This window comes from Vreelandella sp. L-25 (genome assembly GCF_056857535.1).
Map to the genome: position 1 here is coordinate 15040 of NZ_JBSXNH010000044.1, position 15796 is coordinate 30835.

Here is a 15796-nt window from a genome sequence, read left to right on the forward strand (position 1 = left end):
TGTTAGTAAATTAGCGCTGTTAGCTAAAGAGCTCGCTTTCGTTAAACGTCTTTTTGCTCGGCAAACAGCGCGTCAAGCTTTTGCTCAAAGTCGTGGTAATTCAAAAAGTCGTACAGCTCATCGCGGGTCTGCATGGTGTCGACCACCTCACGTTGATGACCGTTATCTAGAATGCTCTGGTACACCTTCAACGCGGCGGCATTCATGGCCCGGAACGCCGAGAGCGGGTAGAGCACCATGCGGCAACCCACTTCACCCAGCTCCTGCTGGCTAAACAGCGGCGTCGCGCCGAACTCGGTAATGTTGGCCAAAATGGGAGCATTTACTCGCTGGCAGAATGCCTTATAGTCATCCAGCGTATGTACCGCTTCGGCAAAGATAGCGTCGGCACCTGCTTCCACGCAGGCGTTCGCCCGCTCGATGGCAGCGTCCAGCCCCTCTTTTTGGAACGCATCGGTGCGTGCGATGAGGTAGAAATCGGGGTCCAGCTTGGCATCGGCGGCGGCTTTGATGCGGTCTACCATTTCCTGCTGCGAGACAATGGCTTTGTTCGGCCGGTGGCCGCAGCGCTTTTGCGCTACTTGGTCTTCCAAGTGAACAGCCGCCACGCCTGCCCGCTGCATCTCTTTCACAGTGCGGGCAATATTAAACGCACCGCCCCACCCTGTATCGATATCCACCAGCAGCGGCAACTCAGTGGCGCCACAGATGCGGTGTGCATCTTCCACTACGTCGTTCATGGTGGTCATACCTAGATCCGGCAGGCCAAACGATGCATTCGCCACACCACCACCCGAAAGATAAATGGCTTGATGGCCTACACGCTCAGCCATCATGGCCGTATAGGCGTTGATGGTGCCTAAAATCGGCAGCGGGCGATTGGCTTCAAGCGCGGCACGAAACCGTGCCCCAGGGGTAAGCTTGGATGATGGTGTCGTAGACATGGGCGTTAGCTCCTTTAGTCGGCAGATGTTGTTGATTGTTGTTCGAGAATGGCGGCATAGCGGTCAGCGACATTGGCACGAGAAGCGCTGACATGGCGGCGCATCAATAGCTCGGCAAGCTCAGCGTCACCGGCTTCAATAGCGTCCACAATACGGTGGTGTTCTACAAATGCCCGCTGGGGGCGCGTACCGCTGGCGCTAAACTGGGTACGATAGAGGCGCACTAGGTAGTAAAGGTCATCGCAAAGCAGGTTCATCAGCATCTTGTTGTGGCTGCCTTGAACAATGCAATAATGGAAATCCAGGTCGCCTTCACGCTGGTAATAGGCTTCACCGCGCTTTAAGTCGCCCTGGCTTTCATGCACCGCCAGTACATCGCGTAAGCCCTGAATCTCCTCAGGCGACATATGCTCGGCGGCCAAGCGGGCAGCCATGCTCTCTAAGGCTTCGCGTACGTCGAAGAGCTCCAGCAGCTCTTTCATGGAGAGTTTGACCACCCGCGCGCCCACGTGGGGCACGCGTTCAATCAAGCGGTGAGCTTCCAGGCGTCGCATGGCTTCACGCAGCGGCCCACGGGAGATACCGTAGGTTTTGGATAGCCCTGGCTCGGTAATTTTACTGCCTGGCGCTAGCTCGCCGCGCACAATGGCGCTTTGCAGCTGATGAAACACGCGCTCTGCGAGCGTACGCACCTCAGGTGAGACCGGCTCGGACGAGGCTTCATCGGAAGGCGAGGAGGTTGTAGCAAGTAACGTCATGGCTTATTGTCGACAATCAAGGAATAGAGGAACTTTATCCCTCTCTATTTCCCTCGTCAACCATGCAAAATAGGCGTTTTTATACGTCTTTCGTTGCAAGCGGGTATGGACCCGGGAAGCAACTGTCAACAATCAAATAAATTAGAATAGCTCGCACCTCAAGCGTGAGAAAGTCGTCGATGGCTTCTGCTGGTGCGATGGTGGTACGACCTATAAAATATGGCGCCCTCACTGGCCTGGCGTTTGCTTCATGACAACGGCGTTGACGATTACAGCCCTGCCCTACTCTTCCGACCCTTTGGCACTGTTTGCCAAACTCAGGCAACGCCCCGGTGCGGTGTTGCTCGATAGCGGCCGTCCGAAGGCCACAACCGGGCGTTACGACATCCTTAGCAGTGACCCCCTCGCTACGCTAAAAATATCGCCAGATGGCCACACAGCGTTTGAGTCTGACACGCTGACACTCCCCCCATCGTTGATGGGCAACAGCCATGCACAGCAGCAGTGGCTTTTAGAGCAGCTACCCACAGCCAACCTCAAGAGCGAGCTCCCCTTTTTAGGTGGCCTGATGGGTTACTGGAGCTATGACCTTGGCCGCAACCATGCAGACATACCCAGCCAGCACCCGCCCGTCACCCAGTTACCTTTAGCGCGTTTAGGGCTGTTTGATTGGTGTATCACATTTGACCACGTCACCGAACAAGCGTGGCTGGTAGGCAGCGAACAGCGGCGCAAGCAGGCAATGGAGTGGTTAAACGAACCAGCAACACCTAGCCACGCCTTTCGGCTCACACAGCCGTTTATAGCCGAACTTAGCCAGGCAGAATATACCGAGCGTTTTGCGGCGGTACAGCGCTATATCCTTGCGGGGGACTGCTACCAAATCAATTTGGCCCAGCGCTTTTCGGCCCGCTATCAAGGAGACGAGTGGCAGGCATACCTTAAACTGCGTGAAGCAACGCCTACGCCCTTTTCAGGCTTTATGGCATGGGGTAGCCAAGCTGTTTTATCACTCTCCCCTGAGCGCTTTATCCAGTGCCGTGACGGCTTGGTGGAAACCCGCCCGATAAAAGGCACCCGCCCACGAGGAAGAACCCCAGAAGAGGATCGTGCCCTGTCGGACGAGCTGCTCAGCAGTACTAAAGATCGCGCGGAGAACGTGATGATTGTGGACTTGCTGCGTAATGACCTAGGGCGCGTATGCACACCTGGCTCTATTCGCGTGCCGCAGCTGTGCCAGCTTGAGAGCTATCCCAACGTGCACCATTTAGTCAGCGTGGTACAGGGCCAACTTGCTGCCCAGCACTCACCGCTTTCGCTGCTCACCGCCGCGTTTCCTGGCGGCTCGATTACCGGCGCGCCAAAAATACGGGCGATGCAGATTATTGATGAGCTGGAACCCTGCCAGCGCAGCGTTTACTGCGGCAGCCTGGGTTATATCGATGTTCGCGGCAGCATGGACACCTCCATTGCCATACGCACAATGGTGGCTGACGATGGCGCTCTCCACGTGTGGGGTGGCGGCGGGCTGGTGGCGGATTCAAAAGCAGATGAAGAGTACACCGAAACGCTGGATAAGATCCGCCACTTAATAGACGCTTTGGAATAAGCGATCAACGTTCTTACATCAAAAAGAAATATAAAAGCCTAACCAAACGGTATTGGGGAGAAGCCCCCCGCCTTTGGTAGCCTAGGGGCATTGCACACTTTTTCACTTAGGAGGCCGCATGTCCTCAACGCTTGAACAGATTAATCGCGACTTTGCCAACAACCCTCAAGAACTGATTGAGTGGGCGTTCAGCCAGGGCGAACGCCCTATCTGCACCACCAACTTCCGCCCCTTCGAAGCGGTCATTCTGCATATGGTGACGCAAGTACGCCCTGATATCCCCATTGTCTGGATGGATAGCGGTTACAACACCGAGGCGACTTACCAGTTCGCCGATGCGCTGATCCAGCGCCTCAACTTAAACATTGTCAGCTTTTTACCAAAGCGCACTCGCGCCCACCGCGAAGCGCTGGAAGGTCCCATGCCCGGCATTGATGACCCGCGCCATGATGCCTTTACTCAAGAAGTGAAGCTTGAACCATTTGAGCGCGCACTACGCGAGATGCAACCCGATGTGTGGTTTACCGCGCTACGTGCCGAAGACACGCCCGAACGGGCTAAAATGCAGGTGGTTAGCCGCAATAGCGACGGCTTACTAAAAGTCGCCCCACTGCTGCAGTGGACCGCTAAAGATATGTACTACTACTTAGAGGCCCACGACCTACCCAACAACTTCGACTACTTTGACCCCACCAAGGTAGAAGAGAAACGCGAATGCGGGCTACACCTTCAGCACTAAGCTACCAATAAAGCTACCAATACCCAGCACGACGCCCAGGCTTCCCGCCTGGGCTTAAAATGAAATAGCACTTAATACTCGGGCAGTTCTACACCCTCAAACAGCGCTTGCTCAAAGCGCGGCCCGGCCATGAGTGCTTCGTCCACCCGGTCACGGGTTAAGTGAGGCGCAAAGCGAGCCAGGAAGTCGTACATGTAGCCGCGCATAAAGGTGCCACGCCGAATGCCGATTTTAGTGGTGGAGCTGGCAAATAAATGGCTGGCATCCAGAGCCACTAGGTCACTATCTAGCACCGGATCTACGGCCATGTGAGCGACAATGCCAACGCCCATACCTAGGCGAACGTAAGTCTTGATCACATCGGCATCGGCAGCGGTTAGTACCACATTGGGTGTTAAGCCCTTCGCTTTGAATGCATCGTCTAACTGTGAACGCCCGGTAAACCCGAACACGTAAGTCACCAGCGGATGCTCGGCCAGGGCCTCAAGCGTTAGCGGGCCATCCAGCGCTGCCAGTGGGTGCTCTTTGGGCACTAGTACGCAACGGTTCCAGCGGTAGCACGGCAGCAGCACTAAATCGGTAAATAGCTCTAATGACTCCGTCGCAATAGCAAAATCTGCCAGCCCTTCGCTCACCATCTGGGCAATCTGCTTAGGCGTGCCTTGCTGCATATGCAGCGCCACTTCGGGGTATTTCAGAGTAAATTCACTGATAATCGGCGGCAGCGCATAGCGAGCCTGAGTATGGGTCGTGGCAATCGCCAGGCTCCCGCGGCGCTCGTCGCTATGCTCTTGCGCCACCTGCTTGATATTTTCGGTCAGCTTAAGTACCTGGCCTGCTAGCTCGATAATCGACTGCCCAGCAGGAGTGACGCGGGTTAAATGTTTGCCACTGCGAGCAAAGATTTCAACGCCTAGCTCATCCTCCAGCAAACGAATCTGCTTTGAGATACCCGGTTGAGAGGTAAACAAACTCTGCGCCGTTGCCGAGACGTTCAGGTTGTGTCGATTGACTTCCCAGATATAGCGAAGTTGCTGTAGCTTCATATCCTCACCCTATAATCTATGCAGGAAGCACGTAAAAGCGCATCCTCACGCTGCCACTGTGTGCTTAGCCAAGCGCGCGGTTTCGTGGCTCAATTTCATGGCTCAATGAGCACATTTTTGAATAAAAAAACGCCTCGTAATTCACTTATAATATAAAAAATAGAGACTATGAACATCTATTAATTTTTTCTATTTAACGACAAATCGCATCAGGAATTTGCCAGCACCCTTCTCGCCCGCTAACATCTGGCACCTTGACGCGGTAAAAATGCGCTAATATATCGCGTAATGACCGTTGCTCCACTTGAGGCAACGAAACAGCAAGAGCAACGCAAACGGGAGAAGCAAATGGCTAACAATGTTGATGTCACCAACGCCAATTTTGAGCAAGAAGTCCTCAACGCCGAACAGCCTGTCCTGCTGAAGTTCTGGGCCCCCTGGTGCGGCCCGTGTAAAGTCATGGCACCTGTTGTTGATGAAGTGGCCGCTGAGCGTGGCGATAACCTGAAAGTCGTCAGTGTGAATGTTGACGATGCACCTGAAATTGCCGCAGAACAAGGCGTCCGCGGTGTACCCACCGTCATGCTGTTTAAATCCGGCACTAAAGTCGCTTCACTGGTTGGTGCGCAATCTAAGTCGCAGTTGACCCAGTTTATCGACCAAAACGCCTAAGCTGGTAACGTTACCGCTGGCACTGCCAGCGGTATCTCTGCTCTTATTGGCATTGCCTGCCTAAGCGTCGCTTTCTTCTCGCTTCGCCCACTCACCCCGCTTCCAAGGCGGCCGACGCGCGTCTCCAGGGCGTCTCATCTGTACATTACGCTGCTTACCCGGCCCTAATAGATGGGCTATCCAGCGCGTTTGAGGGTGGCTATCCAGAGCAATCTTTAGCGTCATCGTTAGCACCACCGACAGCAGCATGCCCGCCGCGCCAAAGACCCACCCCCACACCACCAGTGAAAGAAACGCCACAAAGGTGGATAACCCCAGCGCCTGCCCCATCACTCTAGGCTCAATCAAATTGCCCAAAATAAAGTTGATGACCAAGTACGCCGATGCCAACAGAAACGCCTGCAGCACACCGCCATCCTGAGAAACCAACAGCAGCAGTACCGGCGGAATCGCAGCCAACGCCGAGCCAATATTAGGAATAAAGTTAAGCGCAAATGCCAATACGCCCCACAGCAGCGGAAACTCAACGCCCACCAGCAGGCACGAGAGCCAGACCAACACACCGGTTGCCAAACTAATCACGGTTTTAACCGCCAAGTAGCGTTTTAGCGTTAGGCTAAATTCACTAAACCGCTCCAAGCTCGGTGCCGGATTTTCAAGCGCCCGGGACACCTTATCGCGAAAATTCAGCGTCTCGAACAGCATGAAAATCACCAGCAGCGCGACGATACTGCCCTGCATAAACAGCGAGCCAATCTCACCCAGCAGTGTGGCCACCCAGGAGCCGCTCTCCTCCATGGCAAACATCGAACTGAGCTGGTCGGGGTCGATAGCCAACCCATGAGAGGCCAGCGCATTGAGCAAGTCCCAGTAGTGCTCGTAAAGCCTGGTTTCAATATCAGGCAGCGCTTCAACAAAGGTACTGAAGCTATTGACCACCAACAGGCCAATCAGCGATATAAAACCCACCAACACCAGTAGCGTAATCAACGCCGACATCCGCCGACTCAAACCGCAGCGATGCAGCCACTGCACGGGTGAGGTGCACACCACGACAATAAACACCGCCAGCAGTAGCGGCACCAACAGGTCCGCGCCCACTTTCATTCCCGCAATAATCACTACCAACGCGGCAAGCGCCAGTGTGGCATTGAGCGGGATACTTCGATAATCCTCATCCGACAACTTCGACATAGCCCTTTCCTTAGCGTGTTATCCATACATAATGGCTGCTTGCCTGTTATTGCACAAACCATGCAAACATTAAGGAGTCAACTGATCGCTCACTACAAGCTTTAGCAAGGCCAGGGGTTTGTCAAAGATGGGGAAGCGGCCATTTTGCCATGATTCCGGCGTGCCCGGGCGGATTGTTGGCCGTGCGACTGCCCATATCGTCAGGGCCGATAAATATCAACCCGCCCGGCGCCTTTCGAATCCGGGCGGGTTTTTGTGTTTTCTCCAGGTTACATTTTGTCATCCATCGGAAGAATGGCAAGGAATGGCCGTTCACTGTGGGCACCCAGAACGATATTCCACTGCAGCAATACTTCCATGCCGCTGTCGCCGCCATCAACGTCAAGACGACGCGCCTGTACCTGCAATCGTGCATGGGGCGAGTAATACCAGCTGTAATGCGCCGAATAAGCCCTGGACGTCAGCGATTTATCCAGTCGCCCCTGAGTGTATTCGGCACCCGCGCCCAGATGATGCGCAGGTTTGAATTGGTAATCCACGAGTGTCCAGGCGCCGTTGGCGTTGTTGCTGACGCCAGGGGCGATTTCCCGCTGGTTGAACAGGACCTCGCCCATCCAGGAAAAACGTGCCGGGTAATCGTAGCCCCGGGCAAATTCCGGTTCGAGCAGGACGCGGAAATCCAGCGCCTGTATATCGGTTGTACCGCCCGTATCGTTCTTGCCGGTCAGGGCACTGAGACCTAACTGGTAGGCCGTGTCACTGGCCTGACGACCAAAATAGAGTTTGCCGCCAAAGGCCTTGTCACCGGACTGGCCGGCATCAAACGCCGCATCGTTGTCGGAATTGAACACGGCGCCGCTGATGCCGGCACGGTAGCCGTTGCCCAGATCGGTGAGACGACCCAGGGTGACAGCCGTCTCCCGAAGCTGTTCTTCGCCGAGAAACTCCTCCACTGGCAAGGGAAGTGAGACTTGTGGCCGTTCCGGTTCATGAACGGTGTTGAGCAATCCGAACTCGTTACGATACTTCCCTGCTTTCAGCCTGAACCCTCTTGCCAGGTCGGCGATCACTGCGGCCTCCTCGACACTTATGTCCTCATCGGACGGCCGGGTCAGGAATATCATCCCATAGAGCCAAGGCTTGATCTGCGATTCCAGGGAAACCTCCACCTCACGCAGGTCAAGCACCTAGCGGTTCATATCAGCACCGAAATCCCGGGCTTCGGCGATCAGATCCATATTGGCGCCCACCCGCAGGTCCCCGGACCAATGACTATCGTGAACCGCCTCGGCACTGTAGGCAAGCGGAACAGCCCCTGCTGTCATGGATAAGCCGAGCATTACGATGGCTGCCGGCGATAACCGGTTATAGTTGCTAATCATTACGTATTCCTGAATTGATTTATCGTGCGAATCCCCGAGCAGGCACGCAGTAACCGTGCACTGCGCACTTGCTCATCAATTAAACGGGTAAACAGAGACAGATCAGAACAGGGGTGGTGCGCGGGCCAGCCAGGGGTGGATAAAAATCCGGTGGAAGTGTTGGCTGTACGGTATTTCCAGAAACAGCGCCGGAATCAGTAACGGAAGACCGGGTAATGGCGGGGATAACTGAGCATAAGGCAGGTGATTGAGCAGACATTCCTGATGCCCGACCGGGCCTCCGCCAGCACCATCGATGTCATGCATGGCAAGGTGCTGCGCGGCAAGCAGCAACAAAAGCACCAGCAACAGCCTGAACAGGCGATTGCCGTGTTCTTTTCTTGTGGCTAGCTGATTACGCACTACTTTATCGACGGGCCAATATCCTGGGGTAATTACAACATCCTTCTGCTCTTAAAATGGCCCGGATTTCTCATGGGGGACAAAAGAAAACGGCGGCAGGAGCTATAATTTCAAGCTCCTACACGCGAAACCAACACCAACCGCCGCTGCCCGGGATTATACCTGAAAAACTTCCCTTCGCTCCACCGTCCGCCGCCAGATTGAAACCGATTACTCCGGCGGCCATATCACCTCCGATGCCGGATTGCCTGGCCTTAGGAAACCCGATAGGCAACATCGCCTGACCGGTTGCTATGGGTTAATTTCTTGTGGCATTTGGGGAGCTCTGCTAGTGTCCCGTCTGGGTAATCCGTTTATTTATTATCAATAACACTCAGCTTTGCTCGCGTCACTGAAGTCATAATCGATTCTGCACTCTTGTGCCAGCGGAACAGCTTTGCCAGTTTCTCATTATGAGTTTGGATAAAGCGACGAATCGCCTTCTTAAGTTCGCCGACACTGGTAAAAATGCCACGGTACAAAGCGCGGCGTTCCAGTTGACCAAACCAGCCCTCCACGGCATTCAGCCAAGAGGCGCTGGTTGGTGTGAAGTGAAGCTTGAACCGGGAATGCTTTTCCAGCCAGGCCTTCACTTCTGGTGTTTTGTGAGTCGAGCTGTTGTCCAGAATCAGATGAAGGTCCTGCTCTTTCGGTGTTTCTCGATCAATTTGTCGCAGAAAATCGAGAAACTCTTTGGCGCGGTGGCGTTGTGTAATGCGCCCAATCACTTCGCCGTTCAGGATATTCAGGGCCGCGTATAAGCTGGTCGTCCCGTGCCTCTTGTAATCGTGGGTACGGCGCTCGATCTGGCCGGGTTTCAGTTGCAGCTTTGGTTGAGTGCGATCCAGTGCCTGGATCTGCGTTTTTTCGTCAACCGACAGCACCAGCGCGTTATCCGGCGGATTCAGGTACAGGCCAACGACATCGAAAACCTTCTCAGCAAAGTCTGGATCGTTGCTTACACATTAAGTGACAAGCATCTGCCAGAGAAAGGAAAGTTGAGCGGGGCTGCGTTATATCACAACAGTCGGCACGGGGCACGGTAGAGTTTCTCACCTCCGAGCCTCATTGCTGCCGGGATTTCCACTGGCGAAACTGTTTCCATTCCAGCCATTTCTCAAATTCCCTGTATTCTTGTGAGTCTGGGTCCATCCGCCTGAAGGCTTCGAAGCTTCTGTAGGTGTCAGAGTCCGGGGCCGCCTTCCCTCCGGCGCGTTGACTGGTCGCACAATCTGAGCAACGACCCGACAGGATAGAATATCCCTCCCAGGCGCTGTCATCGGGACTGCTGGCAAACAGGCCTGGTCCATCAGGCAGGCGGTCTTCTCCCGGCATCGGCGTCGTGTCAGCGGGTCGGACCACATTAAGTCCGCAGCCCGACAGAGCTACTACCAGCACGGGAATTATCCATAACCGCAGTTTGTGCATATTTTACTCCTGTCTGTTATTCAGGTCAGACCCGTTGGTTAAAAGGCGACCCGGATACCGGCATAGAGCTGGCTGATATCGTTGGCATCGCCCCATCCTTCAGCGGTCTTGACCGACGAAGGCAGGTCAAGCGAATACAGGTGATACGATGAGTACAAGCGGACCGCGCTCGACCAGTCGTACACGTATGCCAGACCAATCTGGCTTCCCTTGGTTCCCTCAACAATCAGATCTTTGGTCTCGCCATAGTTGACTGCAAAGTGATGATCGCCAGTCGAGTAGCCTACCTGACCGAATAGGTTGGTCGCATCATAGCCTTCTTGATTAGCCTGCCCCGCATTGGCCATTGCGTCGGTTTTACCATTACCGTAGGAGACGGTAAAGTTCAGGCCACCGTCCAGCAACAAAGACGCCGAAGCACCAAGGACTTGCCTCTTTTTGAATTCCGACCCAGGGGTGAGTGGCTGTCCATCGGCGGGCGAGGTCGGAATCTCCAGATCATTAGCATCAACCCAGCTCAGCCCCGAGGCCAGTTTGGCACCCGGAAAATCTACGTGGTAGCGGGCCGCCAGTTCATAGGCATTGCCGTTGTCGAGACTGGTCGACAGCACCAGACCGCCGATCGACGGGCTGTCGTAGCGGATACGCTCTTGTCGACCAACGGCATTGAAGACGCCGTTGGTTGCACCAATTCTGTAAAGTTTGTTGCCGTTATCATCGACAAAACTGATGCCGGAAGAATAAAGGGTATACCAGGCACCGCCACCGAAGTAGAGCGTTTCGGAGTAATCCATCATGTTGGCGTAGTAGCCAGCACCATCGCCTTTGCCGAAACTCACCTTACCAAAGTCACCCTCGAGATAGATGTCAATTTTCCGGGTATCCACGTCAACACCCGCCCCGGAGGCATTATTGTCGCCGATATCGAACTCCGTGGAATCGTACTGATCAAGTGATATTTCATAGATAAAACCGAGGTTCATGCCGTTGGCCATCATCTCATTGCCAGTGAACCGGAAACGTGAGTTGGAACCGATGCTGTCGACACTCGCGTAATCAGTCTCATTCCCGTTATCCGCGACGGTGATCGCACGATTCACCTGGCCGGACACCTTGAATTCCATGGCGTGACCCGGCGAAGATAACCCCGCCACCACCAGTGCGAGCGCTGAACTCAGTGCCGCTTTTTTATTTGCCATTAGCATCATAACCCCCCTCATTATCATTGATTTATTACTGAACGTGTCATTTTATCATTGATTTATTACTGATTTATTACTGAACGTGTCATGCGTATTACGTCCATTATCTTACGTCCATTATCTTAAAGTGCTGTGCCCTCCTGTCCCGAAACTCAAGTGGCTTCAGGTCTTGCGTCAGCACTGGGCACAGCAACAATATTGACCACACTGATAGTAGCACAAGCCCGACGACTGAGAAGTCAATTAACATTAGACTTTAGTGCAACCGGGAGCCTCTTCAGGCACTTTCAGGAAGGCAATCAGCACCGCACGTTCAGTCCTGAATCGTGCCTTGAACTGTTCCCTGGATATCTCGGCTTCGCCCCCGTGCCACAAAATGGCTGGGCCAGATCGTCTGGTCGCTGAGGTTTGGCCGGTCAGCGACCAGACCGGTCGTGCTTTGGTGTGTGGCAGGCGGCACACCCCGTGTTGCTAACGAGTCTGGCGCCTTGCTGCACTTCCGGGTTTTCCATGGCGCGACGGGCGGGAACTGCAAGGCTGCTGGCGTAGAAGGTGATAAAGCCTGCCACTTTGTCGCTGACTTCGGGGTCGCCGCCATTAGCAAACTGGCCACAATCTTGCGTCCACTACCTCGCCAAGAACCTCGGCCGTTGTCACCGCATCCTGGAACGTGGCGTGCGCCAGATCTGCATAATGGCTAACAACGTCAGTTTTGGTCGGCGTGGATGCGGGTGCCTTATCTGCCGTTGGCTCTCTGCTGTGTTGTGCGTTGGCAGCGTCCTGATTGCCGCTGCATCCGGCCATCAAAAGCAGGGTGATTGACAGGGCCAGAGGTCGCGGACGAGTATTGACGTCATGTGCAAATTCTTTGAGGTAAATTAAATATAAATCATTATTATACGCATTAGAGATTGATGGGCGTGTATTGCATGAGTTAAACGACACAAGACTGCGGACCTGTAATAATTCATGGCTGATAGCGGCGGTTGCATTTAATATTGTGTCAGCAACAGTACTAAAAGTCCGTAAAGCGCCGCGCCCCCAATGCGGTCAATGTTCACTGTTGTTGACAGTTGGGGGAGGTCTGAGTTGTCGGGGGCGGGATGAATAGGGCAATCCGGCGCCGCAGCATTCCTTTGTGGTGGTTAGCATTAGCAGCGGCGTTAAGCCTGCTGCTCACCATTCATGATACGTTTGTCATTGCTGTCTTCGAAGGCTACATATCCTGGTGCATACCCTACTGGGACAGTTGCACCAGTATCAGCCGTACAGGGCGTTACTGCGGTGGGAATTCTCTCCGTTATCCTCACTGCCGCAGTACCTGCCTTGTACAGTCAACTAGACAATGCCTTTGAATGGGTATTGGCGCTACTCATAAACCTTCATGCGCTCTGGGTTGCGCTGCTCTGGCGGCAAAGCTCTTTCCGGGCAAGATTGTGGACGGAGTAAGGGATCGAACCGGGTTACCATGATCACCGACATTGCGAGCAGACCACCGGCGGCTTGTTTGGCCTTCAGAAAAGCTGGCCCCGGATTGCGGGCCAGCTGATACCCTCACCCTCCGCCCAACCCGCTCCGACCTCCGAATTGCCCGTTTGAGAGAAATTCAACCTTTTCAGCCTGGTGACACTCTCTCATTATCATTAACATTGGTTATTGACTTGATTATGAAAAGTCCTTAAATTCGTATCTGCAAATGGAACGCGTTTCTATTTAGAATTTCAAATACGAATAATTGCGGAGAAACACATGTTTAAACCTTCCCGACTGTCACTGGCAGTAGCGATCAGCTTTGCCCCGGGCATGAGCTGGGCCGCCGGCGATGACCAGCCCCAGATGCTTGAACCCATGGAAATCATTGGCGATGCGTCTGCCGCCCAGACCTTGCCAGGGTCAGGCTACGTCGTTGGTGAGGCGCAGTTGAAAACCGAGGTTGAGACCGACATCAACCAGGTGCTGAAAACCGTCCCGGGCGTGTATGTACGGGAAGAGGAGGGTCTGGGCCTGCGCCCTAACATTGGCATTCGCGGTGCCACGGCCGAGCGAAGCAGCAATGTTACCCTGATGGAAGATGGCATTCTGATCGCGCCGGCCCCCTATTCTAACCCGGCCGCCTATTATTTCCCGACGTTCAAGCGCATGTCCTCGCTGGAAGTACTCAAGGGTGCCCCGCTGCTGCGCTATGGTCCGCAAACCACCGGCGGCGTGATCAACCTGATTTCCACACCCATTCCCGACGAGCAGAAGGGCTACGTCGAAGCCGTCACCAACGAGCGCGGCTCCACCGACGTTCATGCAACCTATGGCGACACGAACGGTGACTGGGGCTATCTGGTTGAAACGGTCCAGCGCTCAGCGCAAGGCTTCAAGGACATTGACCGAAGCAACCGCAACAGTGGCTTCGACATCAGTGATTATGTCGGCAAGCTACGCTGGCAGGGAGAGCGCCAGAGCGTGACCGCCAAGCTGCAGTATTCCGAGGAAACCTCCAACTCGACCTATGTCGGACTGACGGATGCGGACTTCAACCAGGACCCCAGCCGGCGCTACGGGCTTTCCAGTCCCGACCAGATGGATAATACTCACTCCGGTGTCAGCCTGACTCATCAGTTCGAGTGGAGCGACAATGTAAGCAGCACCACGACTCTCTACCGCAACGACTTCAAACGCAATTGGTACAAGCTCAGTGGCGCCGGAAACATCATCGACCAGGCAAACGCCGGTGACGCCAATGCCCAGGGTATTCTGGACGGCACAATTGACGCCAGCGGTCTGGAATACAAAAACAACGCCAGGGACTACCTGTCCCAGGGCGTGCAGACAAACTTCGATGTAAACATTGGCAACCACGAATTCGACTTCGGCGCCCGCGTCCACGAAGATGAAATGGATCGCTTCCAGCCGGTGGATGTGTACGACCAGGTCAATGGCTCCCTGGTGTTCCAGAACAGCGTGGCCCCAACGGGCAGCAACAACCGCTTTGAGACCGGCGAAGCCCTGAGCTTCTGGGCACTCGACAAGTGGCAGGCGACGGACAAGCTCAATATCAACCTCGCTCTGCGCTACGAGGATGTACAGACCAGCCGCACCCAATACGCGGATCCCGGTCGCACGACCGTCGACAGCACCCGCGCCAATGACAGCGCCGAACTCCTGCCTGGCGCTTCCTTTACCTATGACCTGTCCCAAAGCTGGCAGGTTCTGGGTGGCGTGCACCGGGGTTTCTCCCCTCTCGGAGGTGGTGCCAGGGCAAACGAAGATCCGGAAACCAGCAAGAACTGGGAAGCCGGCGTCCGCTACTTTGGCAATGCGTTCTTCGCGGAAGTGATCGGCTTCTACAGCGACTTCTCCAACAAGGCTGAAAACTGTTCAGTGGGCTCGCCGTGCAGCAATGGCGCCACTTCTGGCAGTTTCGTAGCCGGCGAGGCTGAAATTGCCGGTGCGGAATTCCAGCTCCAGACCGGCACCGAGGCGGGCGAGTTCTACCTTCCGGTCAGCCTTACCTACACCTTTACCCAGGCGGAAATCAGCAAGGACAATGCTGCCTCTGGCCTGAAAAAAGGCGAGCAACTCAAAGACGTTCCGGAAAACCAGATGAGCCTGCGGGTCGGCATGGAGCACCCGAGTGGCTGGGACAACTACCTTGTGGCCACCTACGTCGATGAGATGTGTGTCAGCGCAGGATGCAACAACACCGCGACGAAACTGGACGAGACCGAATCCCTGTTCCTGGTCGACTTCATCAGCCGTTACGCGCTGACCGCCAGTGCCGATGTCTTCCTGAAAGTGGACAACCTGTTCGATGAACAGCAAATTGTCTCACGTTGGCCCGATGGCGCCATGGCGAACCTGCCGCGCACCGCTTCACTGGGGATCAGCGTTAATTTCTGATGAGTGAACGGAGATTGCTGAAAATCCGGCTTCCACTCATCGGGAGCCGGATTTTTGGATCACTCCGATAATCCTTTTTTCACACTCAGGCGCCACTTCGCCTGAGAACGTCGCGCCATTGATGATCTGGACCGCAGCGTCGCCAACCTCGGAAGAGCCAATCTGGACAACGCTAACAACCGGCTTTTCTGATCCTGATTCCTTCGTTACTGTTACAATCAACAGAGGACGAGCGAAACTTTCCCACCACGAAAAACGGCGCTTACAAATGAAAATTCTGATTGTTGAGGACAATGCGGTACTTGCCAAAAGAATATCGGACTGGCTTGCGCAGGCGCACTACACAGTCGATATCGCCAAAACCGGCAAAGAAGCGGACTCGTTGATTGAAACAAGCTCCTACCAGGCCGTTATTCTCGATATCGGACTGCCCGATGAAAATGGACTGTCTTTAATGCAAAGATGGAGAAAAAACGGGAAAAAAGAGGCC

Annotated in this window: 15 protein-coding genes and 2 pseudogenes; 6 read left to right on the top strand and 11 right to left on the bottom strand. The window is 54.6% G+C overall.

Annotated elements, in window-relative coordinates; translation table 11 throughout:
* Positions 1-41 precede the first annotated feature (41 nt).
* Both prpB and AC13CN_RS04620 read right to left on the bottom strand, forming a co-directional pair.
* On the bottom strand, positions 42-944 hold the full coding sequence (gene prpB, locus AC13CN_RS04615) for a methylisocitrate lyase (RefSeq protein WP_058576287.1): 903 nt from the start codon (positions 942-944) through the stop codon (positions 42-44).
* 14 nt (positions 945-958) lie between these two features.
* Complete coding sequence (locus AC13CN_RS04620; RefSeq protein WP_044628118.1) at positions 959-1702, bottom strand: GntR family transcriptional regulator; 744 nt, start codon at positions 1700-1702, stop codon at positions 959-961.
* Positions 1703-1952: 250 nt separating this feature from the next.
* Between AC13CN_RS04620 and pabB the strand changes: the two genes are divergently transcribed.
* Positions 1953-3311, top strand: a complete 1359-nt coding sequence (gene pabB, locus AC13CN_RS04625; protein ID WP_289099844.1) for an aminodeoxychorismate synthase component I — start codon at positions 1953-1955, stop codon at positions 3309-3311.
* Positions 3312-3429: 118 nt separating this feature from the next.
* Complete coding sequence (locus tag AC13CN_RS04630; protein WP_044628120.1) at positions 3430-4050, top strand: phosphoadenosine phosphosulfate reductase domain-containing protein; 621 nt, start codon at positions 3430-3432, stop codon at positions 4048-4050.
* A gap of 71 nt (positions 4051-4121) precedes the next feature.
* Here AC13CN_RS04630 and cysB read toward each other — a convergent pair whose 3' ends face one another.
* A complete protein-coding gene (gene cysB, locus AC13CN_RS04635; protein ID WP_058576285.1) occupies positions 4122-5096 on the bottom strand; it encodes an HTH-type transcriptional regulator CysB in 975 nt (324 codons plus the stop codon).
* A 288-nt stretch (positions 5097-5384) separates the two neighbouring features.
* Between cysB and trxA the strand changes: the two genes are divergently transcribed.
* On the top strand, positions 5385-5768 hold the full coding sequence (gene trxA, locus AC13CN_RS04640) for a thioredoxin (RefSeq protein WP_074210775.1): 384 nt from the start codon (positions 5385-5387) through the stop codon (positions 5766-5768).
* Between the two features lie 60 nt (positions 5769-5828).
* On the opposite strand, the gene AC13CN_RS04645 is transcribed toward trxA, so the two are convergent.
* From AC13CN_RS04645 to AC13CN_RS04660, 4 genes are all read right to left on the bottom strand, one after another.
* Positions 5829-6962: an AI-2E family transporter gene (locus AC13CN_RS04645; protein WP_044628122.1), complete on the bottom strand. Its 1134-nt coding sequence runs from the start codon at positions 6960-6962 to the stop codon at positions 5829-5831.
* 269 nt (positions 6963-7231) lie between these two features.
* Positions 7232-8149 (bottom strand): hypothetical protein, encoded by a 918-nt coding sequence (locus AC13CN_RS04650; RefSeq protein WP_062375747.1) that lies wholly within the window; start codon positions 8147-8149, stop codon positions 7232-7234.
* A complete protein-coding gene (locus tag AC13CN_RS04655; RefSeq protein WP_062375750.1) occupies positions 8150-8344 on the bottom strand; it encodes a hypothetical protein in 195 nt (64 codons plus the stop codon). It abuts the gene before it with no gap.
* A gap of 102 nt (positions 8345-8446) precedes the next feature.
* Positions 8447-8746: a hypothetical protein gene (locus tag AC13CN_RS04660; protein WP_128082445.1), complete on the bottom strand. Its 300-nt coding sequence runs from the start codon at positions 8744-8746 to the stop codon at positions 8447-8449.
* 155 nt (positions 8747-8901) lie between these two features.
* On the opposite strand from AC13CN_RS04660, the pseudogene AC13CN_RS04665 reads away from it, so the two are divergent.
* Positions 8902-9032, top strand: a pseudogene (locus AC13CN_RS04665) (IS1380 family transposase); the annotation flags it as partial.
* Positions 9033-9099: 67 nt separating this feature from the next.
* On the opposite strand, the pseudogene AC13CN_RS04670 reads toward AC13CN_RS04665, so the two are convergent.
* From AC13CN_RS04670 to AC13CN_RS04685, 4 genes and pseudogenes are all read right to left on the bottom strand, one after another.
* A pseudogene (locus AC13CN_RS04670) lies at positions 9100-9747 on the bottom strand (IS630 family transposase); the annotation flags it as partial.
* A 504-nt stretch (positions 9748-10251) separates the two neighbouring features.
* The gene (locus tag AC13CN_RS04675; protein ID WP_483053033.1) at positions 10252-11421 is read right to left on the bottom strand and encodes a porin; all 1170 of its coding nucleotides are present in this window, start codon (positions 11419-11421) and stop codon (positions 10252-10254) included.
* 243 nt (positions 11422-11664) lie between these two features.
* Positions 11665-11877: a di-heme oxidoredictase family protein gene (locus AC13CN_RS04680; protein WP_074210778.1), complete on the bottom strand. Its 213-nt coding sequence runs from the start codon at positions 11875-11877 to the stop codon at positions 11665-11667.
* Positions 11832-11984 carry a di-heme oxidoredictase family protein gene (locus AC13CN_RS04685; RefSeq protein ID WP_197746112.1) on the bottom strand — a complete coding sequence of 51 codons (153 nt, stop codon included), beginning with the start codon at positions 11982-11984 and terminating at the stop codon, positions 11832-11834. Before AC13CN_RS04685 ends, AC13CN_RS04680 begins: the two co-directional genes overlap by 46 nt.
* A gap of 1180 nt (positions 11985-13164) precedes the next feature.
* Between AC13CN_RS04685 and AC13CN_RS04690 the strand changes: the two genes are divergently transcribed.
* Positions 13165-15306 (top strand): TonB-dependent receptor family protein, encoded by a 2142-nt coding sequence (locus tag AC13CN_RS04690; protein WP_483053034.1) that lies wholly within the window; start codon positions 13165-13167, stop codon positions 15304-15306.
* A gap of 121 nt (positions 15307-15427) precedes the next feature.
* The coding region (locus tag AC13CN_RS04695) for a response regulator (protein ID WP_483053035.1) at positions 15428-15796 on the top strand (369 nt) is incomplete at its 3' end.

Excerpts from the sequence above, each read along its gene's own strand:
- prpB (WP_058576287.1), bottom strand. The coding sequence starts at position 944 with ATGTCTACGACACCATCATCCAAGCTTACCCCTGGGGCACGGTTTCGT.
- AC13CN_RS04620 (WP_044628118.1), bottom strand. The coding sequence starts at position 1,702 with ATGACGTTACTTGCTACAACCTCCTCGCCTTCCGATGAAGCCTCGTCC.
- pabB (WP_289099844.1), top strand. The coding sequence starts at position 1,953 with ATGACAACGGCGTTGACGATTACAGCCCTGCCCTACTCTTCCGACCCT.
- AC13CN_RS04630 (WP_044628120.1), top strand. The coding sequence starts at position 3,430 with ATGTCCTCAACGCTTGAACAGATTAATCGCGACTTTGCCAACAACCCT.
- cysB (WP_058576285.1), bottom strand. The coding sequence starts at position 5,096 with ATGAAGCTACAGCAACTTCGCTATATCTGGGAAGTCAATCGACACAAC.
- trxA (WP_074210775.1), top strand. The coding sequence starts at position 5,385 with ATGACCGTTGCTCCACTTGAGGCAACGAAACAGCAAGAGCAACGCAAA.
- AC13CN_RS04645 (WP_044628122.1), bottom strand. The coding sequence starts at position 6,962 with ATGTCGAAGTTGTCGGATGAGGATTATCGAAGTATCCCGCTCAATGCC.
- AC13CN_RS04655 (WP_062375750.1), bottom strand. The coding sequence starts at position 8,344 with ATGATTAGCAACTATAACCGGTTATCGCCGGCAGCCATCGTAATGCTC.
- AC13CN_RS04675 (WP_483053033.1), bottom strand. The coding sequence starts at position 11,421 with ATGATGCTAATGGCAAATAAAAAAGCGGCACTGAGTTCAGCGCTCGCA.
- AC13CN_RS04690 (WP_483053034.1), top strand. The coding sequence starts at position 13,165 with ATGTTTAAACCTTCCCGACTGTCACTGGCAGTAGCGATCAGCTTTGCC.